This is a genomic window from Methylobacterium sp. 174MFSha1.1, assembly GCF_900116815.1.
GTDB lineage: Bacteria > Pseudomonadota > Alphaproteobacteria > Rhizobiales > Beijerinckiaceae > Methylobacterium.
The window spans coordinates 96,978-110,433 of record NZ_FPCB01000019.1; the positions used below are offsets into that span (position 1 = coordinate 96,978).

A 13,456-nucleotide genomic window follows, 5' to 3' on the forward strand; every position below is an offset into this window, starting at 1 on the left:
CGCCATCGCCATCATAGTAACAGGACTGGCGGGGCGAGACCACGCGGCGCGCGGCGCGCGGCTCGGCCGGAAACTTGCGTGGCAACAGCCGGTTTCGGCTGCGAACGGTGCGGAGACTCGATGCGGACGGTTTGCGTGTATTGCGGCTCGGGGTTCGGCACCGATCCGGTCTTCGAGGCGACGGCGCGGGCGCTGGGGCGCCACCTGGCCGAGGCCGGCATCGCGCTCGTCTATGGCGGCGGCAATGTCGGGCTGATGGGCACGGTGGCGCGGGCGGTGCTCGACCATGGCGGCCACGTCACCGGCATCATCCCGGACTTCCTGAAGTCGCGCGAGCGGATGCTCGACGACGTGCAGGAGACCATCGTGGTCTCCGACATGCACACCCGCAAGAAACTGATGTTCGACCGCTCCGACGCCTTCGTGGCCCTGCCGGGCGGCATCGGCACCCTGGAGGAACTGGTCGAGCAGATGACCTGGTCGCAGCTCGGCCAGCACGCCAAGCCGATCCTGCTGCTCTCGGTGGCCGGTTTCTGGGCCCCGTTCCTCGCCCTCCTCGACCACATGCGCCGCACCGGCTTCATCCGCGAGGGCCTGGACCTCAGCTACCTCGTGGCCGAGGCGCCGGACCAGGTGGTGCCGATGCTGCGCGAGGCGGTGCGCAAAGCGGGGCCGCGGCCGGAGGCCGAGGCGCTGATCGAGGAGAAGTTCTGAAGCCGGCGACGGCTTGCGGGGGAACCTGCCGCTTTTGGTATCGATCAGGACGCGGCGGCAAGTTTTACGATCTCTCCCCTCACGACCTCATCCTGAGGTGCCGCGCAGCGGCCTCGGAGGCTTCCATAAGTCTCCGAGCGAGCTGGAGCCCTCCTTCGAGGCTCGCTTCGCTCACACCTCAGGATGAGGTCTTGGGTGGGATCAAACGTATGACGTCACGAGGAGCCCATCTTGACCACGACCCCGGACGCGAAGCCCCCGAACGACGGGCTGCCCTACCGCCTGATAACCGGCAAGGACGACGCCCATTTCTGCCGCCGGATCTCGGAGGCGCTGGCGCAGGGCTACAAGCTCTACGGCTCGCCCTCCTGCACCTTCAACGGCACGAATGTGATCGTGGCGCAGGCGATCGTCTGGCCGGCGGCCGTCAAGGAGTGAGGGCGGCCCGGGGCAGGCCGTCAGTTTGGTGGGTCGTCGACTGGTCCCGTAGGACCTGACGGCTCCGCAACAAAGGGAGCTGTCGCCAAGTGAAGGCGCTCGGCAAAGTCGACGGCTTTGCCGGCGTCATCAGCGGTCAGGCGAGGCCCATCGTAGTCCGCGCTCGCCCGATCGCTGAAGAGATGCCGCAACCCGCGGCCGAATTCCCGATCGATCAGGCCCGGGGCGATGAAGTGTTCCGAGAACATCTTGAGGACCGCGGCATGCCGGCGCAGATCTTCGGGCCGGGCACCCGTTCGCTGCATCACGATCACCCGCACGGCCGTGAAGGCGGCGTAGTAGGCGCGGCTGATCGCGCCGTTCGGGCGGCCTGCCGCGAGCAGGATCCTGGCCTCGGCCAAGGCCTCCTCGGCCCTGAGCCAGAGTTCAGTCATGGGGCGCCCTCGATCGTCCGGGCGTCGCGCCGCATCGCCCGGACGAGGGCGGGGTTAGGGGAGAGCGCCGGATCGTTCCAGGCACTCTGCGAGACGGGATGCGCCTGGATGTCGAGACCGTCCTCGATCAGCCGGTCGTAGGAGAGGTCGGCCAGCAGGCGCGCCTCGTCGATGATCCGCCACGCGCCATCGGCCAGGATCACCGCCACGTCGGCATCGCTGTCGGGCCGGGCGTCGCCCCGGGCGCGGCTGCCGAACAGAACGAGACCGAGGAGGCGCGGACCGTAATGGCGGCGCGCATCCGCGGCGAACCGCGCCAGGGCAGCCGACGCCTCGGCTTCCGTCGGCGGCCGCAGCACCTCCTCGATCGTCCGCATGCAGCCCTCCCCTACTGCCCCACCGTCCAGCTCGTCGTTCCGTCCTTATTGTCCTTCACCGTCACCCCGAGGGCCGTGAGCGCCCCGCGGATCCGGTCGGACTCCGCCCAGTCCTTGCGGGCGCGGGCGTCCTTGCGCTCGGCGATCAGCCGCTCCACCGCCGCGGCATCAACGCCGGAAGCCGCGACCGCCGCCTGCTCGCGCGCGGACTTGGTCTGGCCCAGCAGCCCGAGCAGGCCGGCGCCGGCCCGCAACGCCGCTGGATCGTCGAGGCGATGCACCTCGCCCAAAGCCGCCGGGGTGTTGAGGTCGTCGAGGAGCGGCTCGAGCACGCTGTCGGGCGCCGGTCCCGGGGCGGCGTCGCCGGCGGCGTCGTACCAACGGTCGAGGGTGCGGCTCGCCTCCTCCAGGCCGCGCAGCGTCCAGTCGATCGGCTGGCGGTAATGGGTGCGCAGCATGGCGAGGCGCACGACTTCGCCGGGCCAATCCGCAAGCACCTCGCGCAAGGTGACGAAGTTGCCGAGCGACTTCGACATCTTCTCCCCCTCGACCTGCAGGAAGCCGTTGTGGAGCCAGATGTTGGCCATCACCGGCGTGCCGAAGCAGCAGCGGGATTGGGCCACCTCGTTCTCGTGGTGGGGGAAGACGAGATCGATGCCGCCGGCATGGATGTCGAAGGTCTCGCCGAGGTGCTTCCAGGCCATGGCCGAGCACTCGATGTGCCAGCCCGGCCGCCCCGGGACCGCGATGCCGGCGGGCGAGGTCCAGGACGGCTCCCCGGGCTTCGAGGGCTTCCACAGCACGAAGTCGAGGGGCGAGCGCTTGTAGGGCGCGACGTCGACCCGGGCGCCGGCCTCCATCTCGTCGAGGGGGCGGCGCGACAGCGCGCCATAATCGGGCATCGAGGGCACGTCGAACAGCACGTGGTCCGCGGCGACGTAGGCGTGGCCGGCGCGCACCAGCCGGTCGATCAGCGCCGTCATCTCGACAATGTGGTCGGTCGCCCGCGGCTCGATCATCGCCGGGGGGTGTCCGGCGACGTTGACGTCGTCCGGCAGCAGGATGCCGAGGCGGCGGATGTCGTCGTGGAACTGCGCCAGCGTGCCGTCGGTGAGCTCGCGGATGGTGATGCCGCGCTCGGCCGCCCGGGCGTTGATCTTGTCGTCGACGTCCGTGACGTTGCGGGCATAGGTCACCGCCTCCGCCCCGTAGACGTGGCGCAGCAGGCGAAACAGCAGGTCGAAGACGATCAGCGGCCTGGCGTTGCCGATATGGGCCGCGTCGTAGACGGTCGGGCCGCAGGCATACATCCGCACCCGGCCCGAATCGATCGGCCGGAGCGGCTCCTTGGCCCGGGAGAGCGTGTTGTAGAGGCGCAACAGCGAGGCCATGAAACACCTGCGGGACGGGGTCGGGCCGGGGTGCCGTCTGGCGCTCCGGCCGAGGTTCTAAGTCGTTGCCGGGTCGAGGATCGGACCCGGCCGTGCCGGTCTCGGGGCGCCGCCGGCGCGGGCGACCGGGCGGCCGCCTGTTGCACGGGTGAGACGCCCCGGAGGACGGATCCGGGTTAGCCCAATTCCGCGAGCAATTCGAGACGGCAGACGACGCCGGGCGCAACGCCCTGCCGGACCCTGCGTAATCGGCCCGCTCGCATGATGCGTAGAGAGATTGTTTACCACCCACGCCCAGTGTCGGGCCGGAGCCGGATGCCGACGGCTCCGATCAGAAGGTTTGCCCCATGCGTCGCTCCCTCGCCGCTCTCAGCGCCCTTGGCGTCCTGGTCTCGGTTGCCGTGCCGGCGCTGGCCGCATCGCAGACGCCCGGCGTGGAGAAGACCTTCCTGATCCCCTCCAGCGACGGCTACGGCGTCGCCGAGTGCCTGACCACCGGCGGCGAGTGCGGCCAGGTGGTGGCGGATGCCTGGTGCGAGTCGCAAGGCTACGCCAAGTCGGCCTCGTTCGGCATCGCCGCCCAGGACGAATATACCGGCGCGATCGAGGCGGCCCCGGCCGTGAAGACCTCCGATCGTCCGATCCGGATCACCTGCCGGGATTGATTGTTTGGGAGCGGGGTCGCGCCGGAGTGCGTTGAATCCCCGCCTCGCAAAGGCCAGACTGGTGTTTGCCTCGACGAACCTGACACCCTCTGGGTCATTCCGGGGCCGCGAAGCGGAGCCCGGAGTGCCGAAGGCACGCCCAGACACTCAGGTGGTGCAGAAAGTAGCGGACCGCTCTCCGCCTTATCCTCAACGATCCACGGTTCTGGATTCCGGGCTCCGCTTCGCGGCCCCGGAATGACGCAGTGGATGGTGAAATCGTTGAGCAGTGACTCTGTCGGGCCGCCGCCTCGCCCGACACGCCCGCTTCATCTCTTGTCGCCATGACCCGCTGGCGCGCCGTCCGGACACCGCTATCTCGGATCGTACGGACCGACGGCCGGGACCGGTGGGAGATTGGGGCATGATCCGACGCGTCATCATCGCCGCGGCCCTGATACCCAGTCTGGCGCTCGCCGCCCCGCGGAGCCGCGAGCCTGTCGGCCCGGTCGTCCCCGGCTTGCCCGGCTCCGATTGCCGGATGTGGTCACCCTTCGATCACGACGTCGTCGGTTCCGCCCCGCGCCCGGGGGCCCGGCCGGTGCGGGCCGCGAGCGGCTGGGCCGGCACCGCCTACGGCTACGGCACCGGCGGCGCCTCGGCCTCCGGTGCGGTCGCGTTCCCGGCCGACAGCGCGGCGGAGTGCGACATCGGCGAGCTGACCTTCGGCCGCGCCGGGCTCGACATCCTGCCGCGCTGAGCCTCGCCCGCAGATTGTTCGCTTCAGAGGACCGAATTGAAACCCTTCGCGTGATCCCGGGTTCTGCTGCACGGCCCCGGGATGAAGCCGAGGCTCGCAAGTCGGTCGGCCGTCTCGGACACGCTCTCAAGCACTCAATCGCTTCACCGGATAGGCGTCGGCGGCCACGAGGGCGCGGGCCATGGCGTCGTTCTCGGCGTCGAGGATCGCCTGAGCGATGCGGCTGACGAGATCGCAGCTCGCCGCATCGAGGGCGGCGTCGTTCCCGGCCCGCGCGGCGGCGGCGAGGGACGAGCCCTCCTGCATCACGATGGTGCGGGCGATGCGGATCGCGTCCGCGACGGCTTCGTAGGGGCGAGGCATCGGCAACTCCACGGGAATCGGCCAGCGCCGCAGGCACCGGAGTCCGCCGCGAGGACCGCCCTCCGTTTGCCGCTGGGTCAACGAAACCGCGCAAGCCGGAAAACTGTTCCGGGGGTGCGGCGACCCGCGCCGTCAGGCGCGGGCCGCGAAGGTCACGGACGGCCCGGTCATGAGTGGCTCGTCATGGATGGCTCATGGCCGCCAGGGTGGCGCCGTCGCTGCCGATGTCGTCGGGGCCGGTCATGCCGAGCAGTTCGACCAGCCGGCCGCGCGCCCGGCTGACCCGGCTCTTGATCGTGCCGACGGCGACGCCGCAGATCTCGGCCGCCTCCTCGTAGGTGAAGTTCTGGGCCCCCACCAGCACCAGCGCCTCGCGCTGGCTGGCCGGCAGGGTGCTCAGCGCCGCCTGGAAGGCCGAGAGCTCGACCCGCGCCTCCTGGTCCGGCAGGGCCGTCAGGCGGCCCGCCATCACCCCGTCGGCATCCTCGACCTCGCGCCGGCGCTTGCGCTGCTCGGAGTAGAACAAGTTGCGCAGGATGGTGAACAGCCAGGCGTAGAGGTTGGTGCCGGGCGTGAAGCTGTCGGCCTTGGTCCAGGCCCGCACCAGGGTCTCCTGGACGAGGTCGTCGCTGCGGTCGAGGTCGCGGGTCAGCGAGAACGCGAAGGCGCGCAACGCCGGGATCGACCCGAGCAGCAGCGCCCGCATCTCGGGATCGACGGGCGACATCATGGGTGATTTGGCGGAGTTCATCGCGCGTCCTCCTGCCCGGTCTCCTCGACCGGAGGTCCGGCCGCCGGCGGGATGCCCCCGTCGAGCCCGGCGATGAGCGCCGCGAAGCGCTCCGGCACCGGAGCGCTCAGGAGGTCGGCATAGTGGGCGCGCAGGGCCCGGCCGAGCCGTCGCCGCGTGATCGCGTCGAGCTCGCCCCTGCCCTGCCCGTCTCCATGTCCCGGCCGTCCCCGGGAGCGCGGCTCCGGTCCGGCCGGAGCGTCGGTATCGATCTCGTCGTCGCGCATCGCCGCCTTCAGCCTCGCGGCTGCCGGGGCCGGGCCACGGGAGGCGGGATGCCTGCCGTGAACCGCGACGCGCCGATCGTGAGCCGCCTCGTGCTTCGTTCGGCGCCGCAATAAAGCCGTGGATTTTAATGCGATCTGAAAACGATATTCAGGGAACTTTAATCCTGGCTTGGCCGTATAGATCAAGCTTGTCTGTGAGACATCAAGACGTTCAAGCCAGGCAGGACAGCGGCGGGACGCGCCGGACCTGTACGCTATGGGACCGAGACGCGGTCCGCACCCCGGCGAAGGGCCGTCCTCGGGGACGACCCCGTGCCGCGCGGGACAGCCGTGACCGGAGTGCCGCAAGCCTCGACGTGCATCCCCGCACAAGTGTGACCCGACCGCGCTTGTCCGGCGGCGCGGCGCACCTACCCTAGGGCCTTCAGATTCTCAGCGGGGATGACACCTTGAACCCGACGTCGCTTCGTGCGCCCGCCGCCACCGCGGCTTTCCTGGCGCTCCTGACCCTGACCTCCCTGACGGCGACGCCGGCCCTCGCCCAGCGGGACGACCAGGGCCTGCAGATGAACTGCGCCGGCGACTACTTCAAGCTCTGCGCCGGGGCCGACCCGGACAGTCCGGAGGTGGAGCGCTGCTTCGCGCGCAACCGCGCCCGTCTCTCGCCCCAGTGCCGGGCGGCGATCACCGCCTACGACCGCAAGACCGGCGGGACCAAGGGTGCCGACGAGCAATAGGCGCGACGGGGGACGGGACGACGTCCCCCTGCCGCTCGGCAGACTTGCGTTGGCGGGCCACCGCTTCGTCCGCTGAGCTCCTTGTTTTGTCGCAGATTTTTGCCGCAGAACCGGCGGCCACTTTTGCGAAATCTGCTTAGATTCCCCGGTCGAGCCGCAGGATGCGGCAGGGATCGCCGGCTCGTGCGGCCGGCGCGTGGGGCGCGCGGATCAGCAGCGCCTCGGAGCGGGCGAGCACCGAGAGCATCGAGGAATCCTGGCGCTCGGCCGGGTGGACCACCGGCAGCCGGTCCGGCGCGGTGTCGAGGGCGGCGCGCATGTAGTCCTGGCGCCCGTCATTCGCCGGCAGGTCGCGCCCGAGGACGCCCGGCTCGCTGCGGTCGGCCCCGGCCTCCGGGTCGCCGAGGAGCGCCCGGATCAGCGGGTGGACGAAGAGCAGCCCGCAGACCACCGACGAGACCGGGTTGCCGGGGAGCCCCAGCACCGCCATCGGCCCGAGGCGGCCATGCATCAGCGGCTTGCCGGGCCGGAGCGCCACGCGCCAGAATCCGAGATCGAGCCCCTGGCGCGCGAGCGCCGACTGGACGAGGTCGTGGTCGCCGACCGAGGCGCCGCCCAGCGTGACGAGGAGGTCGGCGCGTGCGTCGCGGGCGCGGGCGATCGCCCCTTCGAGGTCCGCGAAGGTGTCGCCGGCGATGCCGAGATCGATCGCCTCCGCCCCGGCGGCCTCCGCCATCGCGGCGAGCGCGAGGCCGTTCGAGGCGACGATCTGGTCCCATTTCGCCGGCTCGCCCGGCCGCACCAGCTCGTCGCCGGTGGCGAGCACCGCGACGCGGGGCCGGCGCCGGACGCGCAAGGTCGGGTGCCCGCCCGCCGCGGCGAGCGCGACGCGCCAGCCGTCGAGGCGCTCGCCGGCACCGAGCAGCCGGTCGCCCTCGCGAAAATCGAGCCCGGCGCCGCGGATGTGGCGCCCCGCCGGGTTGCCGGCGCGGGCCAGCACCGTGTCGCCTTCGGCCTGCGTGTCCTCCTGGATCACCACCGTGTCGGCGCCCTCGGGCAAAGGCGCGCCGGTGAAGATGCGGATCGCCTCGCCCTCGCCCACCGGGCCGCGGGCGCCGTGGCCGGCGGCGCTGGTGGCGGTGACGGCGAGACGCACCGGCGCCTCGGGCGAGGCCCCGGCGACGTCGGCGGCGCGCACGGCGTAGCCGTCCATCGCCGAGGTCGCGAAGGGCGGCTGGGTGCGCAGGGCCCGCACGTCCTCGGCGAGCGTGCGGCCGGCCGCGGCCGTGATCGCGACGGTCTCGGCCTCGACCGGGCGGGCCTCGGCGAGGATGCGCGCCAGCGCCTCGGCGACGGGAAGGAGCGCGCTCACTCGCCGGCCTCCCACACGCCCGAGCGGCCGCCGCTCTTGTGCAGGAGCCGGACGCCATCGACCCGCATGCCCCGGTCGGCGGCCTTGACCATGTCGTAGACCGTCAGGCACGCCACCGAGACGGCGGTCAGCGCCTCCATCTCGACGCCGGTCGGGCCCTGCACCCGCACCTCCGCGGTGACGCGGATGCCCGGCAGGCCCTCGTCGGGCTCGCACTCGACCCGGACCTTGGTCAGCAGCAGCGGGTGGCAGAGCGGGATCAGCTCGTGGGTGCGCTTGGCCGCCATGATGCCGGCGAGCCGCGCGGTGCCGAGCACGTCGCCCTTCTTGGCGTCGCCCTCGCGGATCAGCCGCAGGGTGTCGGGGTTCATCACCACCAAGCCCTCGGCGCGGGCGGCGCGGTCGGTCGCGGCCTTGTCGGTGACGTCGACCATGTTGGCGGCGCCGGCGGCGTCGAGATGGGTCAGGGTCGGCATGGCCTGGCTCCGGAAGAACGTCCCCGCGCTTAGCACGCCGGCCGCCGGCCCCGCCACGGCCTCAGGCGTCCAGCGCCGCCGCCTCGGCCGCGTCGAACACCCGCGAGCGCAGGAGGAAGCGCTGCCCGGACCCGTTCTCCAGCGAGAACATCCCGCCGCGCCCCGGCACCACGTCGATGATGAGCTAGGTGTGCCGCCAGACCGCGAATTGCGGGCCGCTGATGTAGAAATCCGCTCCGCCGATCGCGCCGAGATGCACGTCGCCGTCGCCGAGCGCGAAGTCGCCGACGGGGAAGCACATCGGCGCCGAACCGTCGCAGCAGCCACCGGATTGGTGAAACAGGACCGCGCCATGCTCGCGGCGCAGGCGCGCGATCAGGTCGAGGGCCACCGGGGTGGCGGTGACGCGGGGCGGGGGAGCGGGCATGGGGGGCCTTTCAAGCTTCTTGTGTTAGTCATAACCCAGTCAAGAATAGCGCGGGATCCCCTCTCCCGAGTGGGAGAGGGGTAGGTGCGATCGAAGATCGCGCGAGGGTGGCTCGGCTTCCGGATATATCGCCAAGCGCCGAGCTGCCAGCACGACGGCCTGAACTAGACTCAGAACCGTAGCACCCTCACCCCCGGCCCCTCTCCCACACGGGAGAGGGGAGACCCGTGCTTCTTTCTTGCCCACATATTTTTCAGAAGAATCCCAACTTCTTCGCCGAGTAGCTGACCAGCAAATTCTTGGTCTGCTGGTAGTGGTCGAGCATCATCTTGTGGGTCTCGCGGCCGATGCCGGATTGCTTGTAGCCGCCGAAGGCCGCGTGGGCCGGGTAGGCGTGGTAGCAGTTGGTCCAGACGCGGCCGGCCTGGATCGCCCGGCCGAAGCGGTAGGCGCGGGTGCCGTCGCGGGTCCACACGCCGGCGCCGAGGCCGTAGAGCGTGTCGTTGGCGATGCTCAATGCCTCCTCGTCGTCCTTGAAGGTCGTGACCGACAGGACGGGCCCAAAGATCTCCTCCTGGAAGATGCGCATCCGGTTGTGGCCGCGGAACACCGTCGGCTGCATGTAGTAGCCGCCGGCGAGCGCGCCCTCCTTCACGGCGCGGGCGCCGCCCGTGAGGCATTCGGCGCCCTCCTGGCGGCCGATATCGACGTAGCTCAGGATCTTCTCGAGCTGCTCGGAGGAGGCCTGGGCGCCGATCATCGTCGCGGGATCGAGCGGCGAGCCCTGCGTGATCGCCTCGACGCGCCGGATCGCCCGCTCCATGAAGCGGTCGTAGATCGATTCGTGGACCAGCGCCCGGCTCGGGCAGGTGCAGACCTCGCCCTGGTTGAGGGCGAACATCGTGAAGCCCTCAAGCGCCTTGTCGAGGAAGTCATCATCCTCTGCGGCCACATCCGAGAAGAAGATGTTCGGCGACTTGCCGCCGAGCTCCAGCGTCACCGGGATCAGGTTCTGCGAGGCGTATTGCATGATCAGCCGCCCGGTCGTGGTCTCGCCGGTGAAGGCGATCTTGGCGATGCGGGGCGACGAGGCGAGCGGCTTGCCGGCTTCGAGCCCGAAGCCGTTGACGATGTTGAGCACGCCCGGGGGCAGGAGGTCGCCGATCAGCTCGGCGAGCAGCAGCACCGAGGCCGGGGTCTGCTCGGCGGGCTTGAGCACCACGCAATTGCCGGCGGCGAGCGCGGGCGCGAGCTTCCACACCGCCATCAGGATCGGGAAGTTCCACGGGATGATCTGGCCGACGACCCCGAGCGGCTCGTGGAAGTGGTACGCCACGGTGTCGTGGTCGATCTCGGAGAGCGAGCCCTCCTGCGCCCGGACGCAGCCGGCGAAATAGCGGAAATGATCGATGGCGAGCGGGATGTCGGCATGCGTGGTCTCGCGGATCGGCTTGCCGTTGTCCCAGGTCTCGGCGAGGGCGATCAGGTCGAGGTTGTCCTCCATCCGGTCGGCGATCTTGAGCAGGATGCGGGCGCGCTCCGCCGGCGCGGTGCGGCCCCACGAATCCTTGGCGGCGTGGGCGGCGTCGAGCGCGCGCTCGACGTCCTGCGCGTCCGAGCGGGCGACCTCGCAGATCACCCCGCCGGTGATCGGCGAGGTGTTCTCGAAGTAGCGGCCCGCCACGGGAGCGACCCACGCGCCGCCGATGAAGTTGTCGTAGCGGCCCGAGAACGGCGAGGTGGTGCGGGCGTCGGCGAAGAGTTCCGGCTTGTTCATTCGTTCCTCCCACTCGCCCCGTGACGGGGAGGTCCCGGTCCTGGCGGGGCGTGGCGGGAGATCACCCGGCAGCGCGCGTGCCAGCCGGGTCCCGGGCCCGGCTCACCCCTGGCAAGGCTCTGATCGGCCGGGACTTTCCCGATGATCCGGCACGGCCTTCGACCAAAATCCGGCCCCCGCACGCCTGGACCGGGCGCGCGACACCTGCGACACCTGTCGCAATCCGCGACAGGCCGCCGACGCGGCGGCGAGACACGGGAGGCGAGCCGCGCATGCAGAGCCGCGTGACCACGCCCCGCACCCTGCTCGCCGCCCGGCGGCAGGCCTTCGGGCCGGGGGTGGCGGAGCCGCCGCCGCCGATCCTGCGCTCCTGGGAGCGCTGCGCCGCCCTCGGGCTCGATTTCGGCCAGAAACCCCGGGTCGAGCCGCTGACCTCCGCCGCCTTGCGCGCCGCCTTCGACCGCAGCGAGGCCCTGCGCCGGACCTGCCGGCCCGAGATCGAGGCCCTGCACGCCGAGGCGCAGGCGACCGGCAGCCTGGTGATCCTCACCGATGCCGACGGGCTGATCCTCGACACGCTCGGCAGCGATTCCTTCGCCGGCCGCGCCGCGCAGGTGGCGCTCCGCCCCGGGGTGCCGTGGAGCGAGAGCCTGACCGGCACCAACGCCATCGGCACCGCGCTGATCGAACGCCGCCCGGTCGAGGTACGGGGGGCGGAGCACTATTTCGAGCCGCACCGCATCCTCAGCTGCGCCGCCATGCCGATCCTCGGCCCGGACGGCACGGTGCTGGGCGTCCTCGACCTGACCGGACCGGCGGCGATCCACCAGGGCCACGCCCTCGGCCTCGTCGGGCTCGCGGTCGCGGCCATCGAGCACCGCCTGCTCGCGGCGGTGCCGGCGGGCTGCGAGGTGCTGCGGCTGCACCGCGATCCCGGTCTCCTCGGCACGCCGCGCGAAGGCGTGCTGGTCTTCGAGGGGCGGCGCCTCGTCGGCGCCAACCGGCACGGGCTGGCGCTCCTCGGCCTCGGCTGGGGCGATCTCGGCGCCGAGCATGCCGGCGGACACGGCGCCGCCGCGGCGCCTGGGCCGCTCGCCTTGGCGGACGAGGCCGGGGCGCCGCTCTACGGCCGGCTCGAGGGCGCGCCCACCCCGGCGAGGCGCCGGCCGGCGGCCGAGGCGGCGCGGCCGGGCCCCAAGGGACCGATCCTCGATCCCGCCACCCAAAAACTCCTCGCCCGCGCCGTGCGGCTGATCGATGCCGGGATTCCGGTGGTGGTCGAGGGCGAGACCGGCACCGGCAAGGAGGTCTTCGCCCACGCCGCCCACGCCGCCTGCGCGCGGTCGCAAAAACCCTTCGTGGCGGTGAACTGTGCGGCGCTGCCCGAGACGCTGATCGAGGCCGAGCTGTTCGGCTACGAGCCCGGCGCCTTCACGGGGGCGGCGCGCCACGGCGCCAAGGGCCTGCTGCGCCAGGCCGAGGGCGGGCTGCTCTTCCTCGACGAGATCGGCGACATGCCGCTCTCCCTGCAATCGCGCCTGCTGCGGGCCCTGCAGGAGCGGGAGGTCCTGCCCGTCGGCGGCACCCGCCCGGTCCCGGTCGATTTCGCGCTGATCTGCGCCACCCACCGCGACCTCGCCCGCATGGTCGAGGAGGGCGCCTTCCGGGCCGATCTCTACTACCGCATCGCCCCCTACCGGGTGCGCCTGCCGGCCCTGCGCGAGCGGCCGGACCGCCTCGCCCTGGTGCGGGCCTTGTGGGCCCGGACCGGTGGACCGTCCCGGCAGGTGACCCTGTCGCCTCCCTGCGAGGCGGCGCTCGCCGAGGCGGACTGGCCCGGCAACCTGCGCCAGCTCGTCGCCTGCCTGAAGGCCCTCGCCGTGCTCGCCGAGACCGGGGAGAGCCTCGGGCCCGAGGACCTGCCCGACGGGGTGGCCGCCCCCCGCCCCGAACCGGCACCCCGGCCGGCTCCCGCACCCACCGGCCGCCTCGACACCCTGGCGCAGGACGCGATGCGGGCGGCCCTGGCGGAGCATGGCGGCAATGTCAGCCGCGCGGCGCGCAGCCTCGGGATCAGCCGCAGCACGCTCTATCGGCGCTGCCTGGCCTGATCGGGACGGGACGGCCGGCGCGTCGCCGGCCGTCCGCCGCGGGTGGACCCGTTTCAGCCCTTGGCCGCCGTCACCACGACCTCGATGAGCGCGCCGCCGCCGAGATCCGCCACGCCGACGGTGGCGCGGGCCGGCAGGTCGTCGCCGAAGAAGCGGGTCCAGGCGGCGTCCATCTCCTTCTTGTGCGACAGGTCGGTCACGAAGATCGTGGCCGAGACGATGCGCGAGGCGTCCGTTCCGGCTTCCTTCAGGTAGCCGGCGATTTTTCCTAAGATGTTCTCGGTCTGGGCGCCCATCGAGACCGAAGTGTCGTCCGCGATGGTGCCGCCGACGAAGACGAGGCCGTTCACCTCGACGGCGCGGTGCATGATCGGGGTGCGGATCGAACGCGTGATGGTCATGGGATTCTCCTTGGAAG

Annotated in this window: 16 protein-coding genes and 1 pseudogene; 6 read left to right on the top strand and 11 right to left on the bottom strand. The window is 71.6% G+C overall.

Annotated features, from left to right (window positions below; translation table 11 throughout):
- The first annotated feature begins 120 nt into the window (after positions 1–120).
- Together BM430_RS17610 and BM430_RS17615 are read left to right on the top strand one after the other, a co-directional pair.
- Positions 121–714: an LOG family protein gene (locus BM430_RS17610; RefSeq protein ID WP_093568546.1), complete on the top strand. Its 594-nt coding sequence runs from the start codon at positions 121–123 to the stop codon at positions 712–714.
- A 231-nt stretch (positions 715–945) separates the two neighbouring features.
- Positions 946–1,152, top strand: a complete 207-nt coding sequence (locus tag BM430_RS17615; protein WP_093568547.1) for a DUF1737 domain-containing protein — start codon at positions 946–948, stop codon at positions 1,150–1,152.
- 20 nt (positions 1,153–1,172) lie between these two features.
- Here the strand turns inward: BM430_RS17615 and BM430_RS17620 are convergent, their stop codons facing one another.
- Genes BM430_RS17620 through cysS form a run of 3 tightly spaced genes read right to left on the bottom strand, consistent with a single transcriptional unit; the run spans position 1,173 to position 3,354 of the window.
- Positions 1,173–1,586 (bottom strand): HEPN domain-containing protein, encoded by a 414-nt coding sequence (locus BM430_RS17620; RefSeq protein ID WP_093568548.1) that lies wholly within the window; start codon positions 1,584–1,586, stop codon positions 1,173–1,175.
- The gene (locus BM430_RS17625; RefSeq protein ID WP_093568549.1) at positions 1,583–1,963 is read right to left on the bottom strand and encodes a nucleotidyltransferase domain-containing protein; all 381 of its coding nucleotides are present in this window, start codon (positions 1,961–1,963) and stop codon (positions 1,583–1,585) included. The genes BM430_RS17620 and BM430_RS17625 overlap by 4 nt, the downstream gene beginning before the upstream one ends.
- Before the next feature lie 11 nt (positions 1,964–1,974).
- On the bottom strand, positions 1,975–3,354 hold the full coding sequence (gene cysS / locus BM430_RS17630; protein WP_093568550.1) for a cysteine--tRNA ligase: 1,380 nt from the start codon (positions 3,352–3,354) through the stop codon (positions 1,975–1,977).
- A 347-nt stretch (positions 3,355–3,701) separates the two neighbouring features.
- Here cysS and BM430_RS17635 point away from each other — a divergent pair, with 347 nt between their 5' ends.
- Positions 3,702–4,019: a hypothetical protein gene (locus BM430_RS17635; RefSeq protein WP_093568551.1), complete on the top strand. Its 318-nt coding sequence runs from the start codon at positions 3,702–3,704 to the stop codon at positions 4,017–4,019.
- Positions 4,020–4,422: 403 nt separating this feature from the next.
- Positions 4,423–4,758 (top strand): hypothetical protein, encoded by a 336-nt coding sequence (locus BM430_RS17640; RefSeq protein ID WP_093568552.1) that lies wholly within the window; start codon positions 4,423–4,425, stop codon positions 4,756–4,758.
- 126 nt (positions 4,759–4,884) lie between these two features.
- On the opposite strand, the gene BM430_RS17645 is transcribed toward BM430_RS17640, so the two are convergent.
- The 3 genes from BM430_RS17645 to BM430_RS17655 form a co-directional block, all read right to left on the bottom strand.
- On the bottom strand, positions 4,885–5,121 hold the full coding sequence (locus tag BM430_RS17645; protein ID WP_093568553.1) for a hypothetical protein: 237 nt from the start codon (positions 5,119–5,121) through the stop codon (positions 4,885–4,887).
- Positions 5,122–5,302: 181 nt separating this feature from the next.
- A complete protein-coding gene (locus BM430_RS17650; protein WP_244539531.1) occupies positions 5,303–5,872 on the bottom strand; it encodes a sigma-70 family RNA polymerase sigma factor in 570 nt (189 codons plus the stop codon).
- Positions 5,869–6,138: a NepR family anti-sigma factor gene (locus BM430_RS17655; protein ID WP_093568554.1), complete on the bottom strand. Its 270-nt coding sequence runs from the start codon at positions 6,136–6,138 to the stop codon at positions 5,869–5,871. The genes BM430_RS17650 and BM430_RS17655 overlap by 4 nt, the downstream gene beginning before the upstream one ends.
- Before the next feature lie 494 nt (positions 6,139–6,632).
- On the opposite strand from BM430_RS17655, the gene BM430_RS17660 reads away from it, so the two are divergent.
- Positions 6,633–6,875 (top strand): hypothetical protein, encoded by a 243-nt coding sequence (locus BM430_RS17660; RefSeq protein ID WP_244539535.1) that lies wholly within the window; start codon positions 6,633–6,635, stop codon positions 6,873–6,875.
- 136 nt (positions 6,876–7,011) lie between these two features.
- On the opposite strand, the gene glp is transcribed toward BM430_RS17660, so the two are convergent.
- The 4 genes and pseudogenes from glp to adh form a co-directional block, all read right to left on the bottom strand.
- Positions 7,012–8,247 (bottom strand): molybdopterin molybdotransferase MoeA, encoded by a 1,236-nt coding sequence (glp, locus tag BM430_RS17665; protein ID WP_093568556.1) that lies wholly within the window; start codon positions 8,245–8,247, stop codon positions 7,012–7,014.
- Positions 8,244–8,723, bottom strand: a complete 480-nt coding sequence (gene moaC / locus BM430_RS17670; RefSeq protein WP_093568557.1) for a cyclic pyranopterin monophosphate synthase MoaC — start codon at positions 8,721–8,723, stop codon at positions 8,244–8,246. Before moaC ends, glp begins: the two co-directional genes overlap by 4 nt.
- 61 nt (positions 8,724–8,784) lie before the next feature.
- Positions 8,785–9,150 (bottom strand): annotated as a pseudogene (locus tag BM430_RS17675) (DUF779 domain-containing protein).
- A 253-nt stretch (positions 9,151–9,403) separates the two neighbouring features.
- Positions 9,404–10,927 carry an aldehyde dehydrogenase gene (adh, locus tag BM430_RS17680; protein ID WP_093568558.1) on the bottom strand — a complete coding sequence of 508 codons (1,524 nt, stop codon included), beginning with the start codon at positions 10,925–10,927 and terminating at the stop codon, positions 9,404–9,406.
- Between the two features lie 272 nt (positions 10,928–11,199).
- Here adh and BM430_RS17685 point away from each other — a divergent pair, with 272 nt between their 5' ends.
- Positions 11,200–13,038, top strand: a complete 1,839-nt coding sequence (locus BM430_RS17685; RefSeq protein ID WP_093568559.1) for a sigma-54-dependent Fis family transcriptional regulator — start codon at positions 11,200–11,202, stop codon at positions 13,036–13,038.
- Between the two features lie 53 nt (positions 13,039–13,091).
- Here BM430_RS17685 and BM430_RS17690 read toward each other — a convergent pair whose 3' ends face one another.
- Positions 13,092–13,439: a RidA family protein gene (locus BM430_RS17690; protein WP_093568560.1), complete on the bottom strand. Its 348-nt coding sequence runs from the start codon at positions 13,437–13,439 to the stop codon at positions 13,092–13,094.
- Positions 13,440–13,456: the final 17 nt, after the last annotated feature.

Bases quoted from the DNA above. Each gene is read 5' to 3' on its own strand.
- BM430_RS17610 (WP_093568546.1), top strand. From the start codon at position 121: ATGCGGACGGTTTGCGTGTATTGCGGCTCGGGGTTCGGCACCGATCCG.
- BM430_RS17620 (WP_093568548.1), bottom strand. From the start codon at position 1,586: ATGACTGAACTCTGGCTCAGGGCCGAGGAGGCCTTGGCCGAGGCCAGG.
- BM430_RS17625 (WP_093568549.1), bottom strand. From the start codon at position 1,963: ATGCGGACGATCGAGGAGGTGCTGCGGCCGCCGACGGAAGCCGAGGCG.
- cysS (WP_093568550.1), bottom strand. From the start codon at position 3,354: ATGGCCTCGCTGTTGCGCCTCTACAACACGCTCTCCCGGGCCAAGGAG.
- BM430_RS17635 (WP_093568551.1), top strand. From the start codon at position 3,702: ATGCGTCGCTCCCTCGCCGCTCTCAGCGCCCTTGGCGTCCTGGTCTCG.
- BM430_RS17640 (WP_093568552.1), top strand. From the start codon at position 4,423: ATGATCCGACGCGTCATCATCGCCGCGGCCCTGATACCCAGTCTGGCG.
- BM430_RS17645 (WP_093568553.1), bottom strand. From the start codon at position 5,121: ATGCCTCGCCCCTACGAAGCCGTCGCGGACGCGATCCGCATCGCCCGC.
- BM430_RS17650 (WP_244539531.1), bottom strand. From the start codon at position 5,872: ATGAACTCCGCCAAATCACCCATGATGTCGCCCGTCGATCCCGAGATG.
- BM430_RS17655 (WP_093568554.1), bottom strand. From the start codon at position 6,138: ATGCGCGACGACGAGATCGATACCGACGCTCCGGCCGGACCGGAGCCG.
- moaC (WP_093568557.1), bottom strand. From the start codon at position 8,723: ATGCCGACCCTGACCCATCTCGACGCCGCCGGCGCCGCCAACATGGTC.
- adh (WP_093568558.1), bottom strand. From the start codon at position 10,927: ATGAACAAGCCGGAACTCTTCGCCGACGCCCGCACCACCTCGCCGTTC.
- BM430_RS17685 (WP_093568559.1), top strand. From the start codon at position 11,200: ATGCAGAGCCGCGTGACCACGCCCCGCACCCTGCTCGCCGCCCGGCGG.
- BM430_RS17690 (WP_093568560.1), bottom strand. From the start codon at position 13,439: ATGACCATCACGCGTTCGATCCGCACCCCGATCATGCACCGCGCCGTC.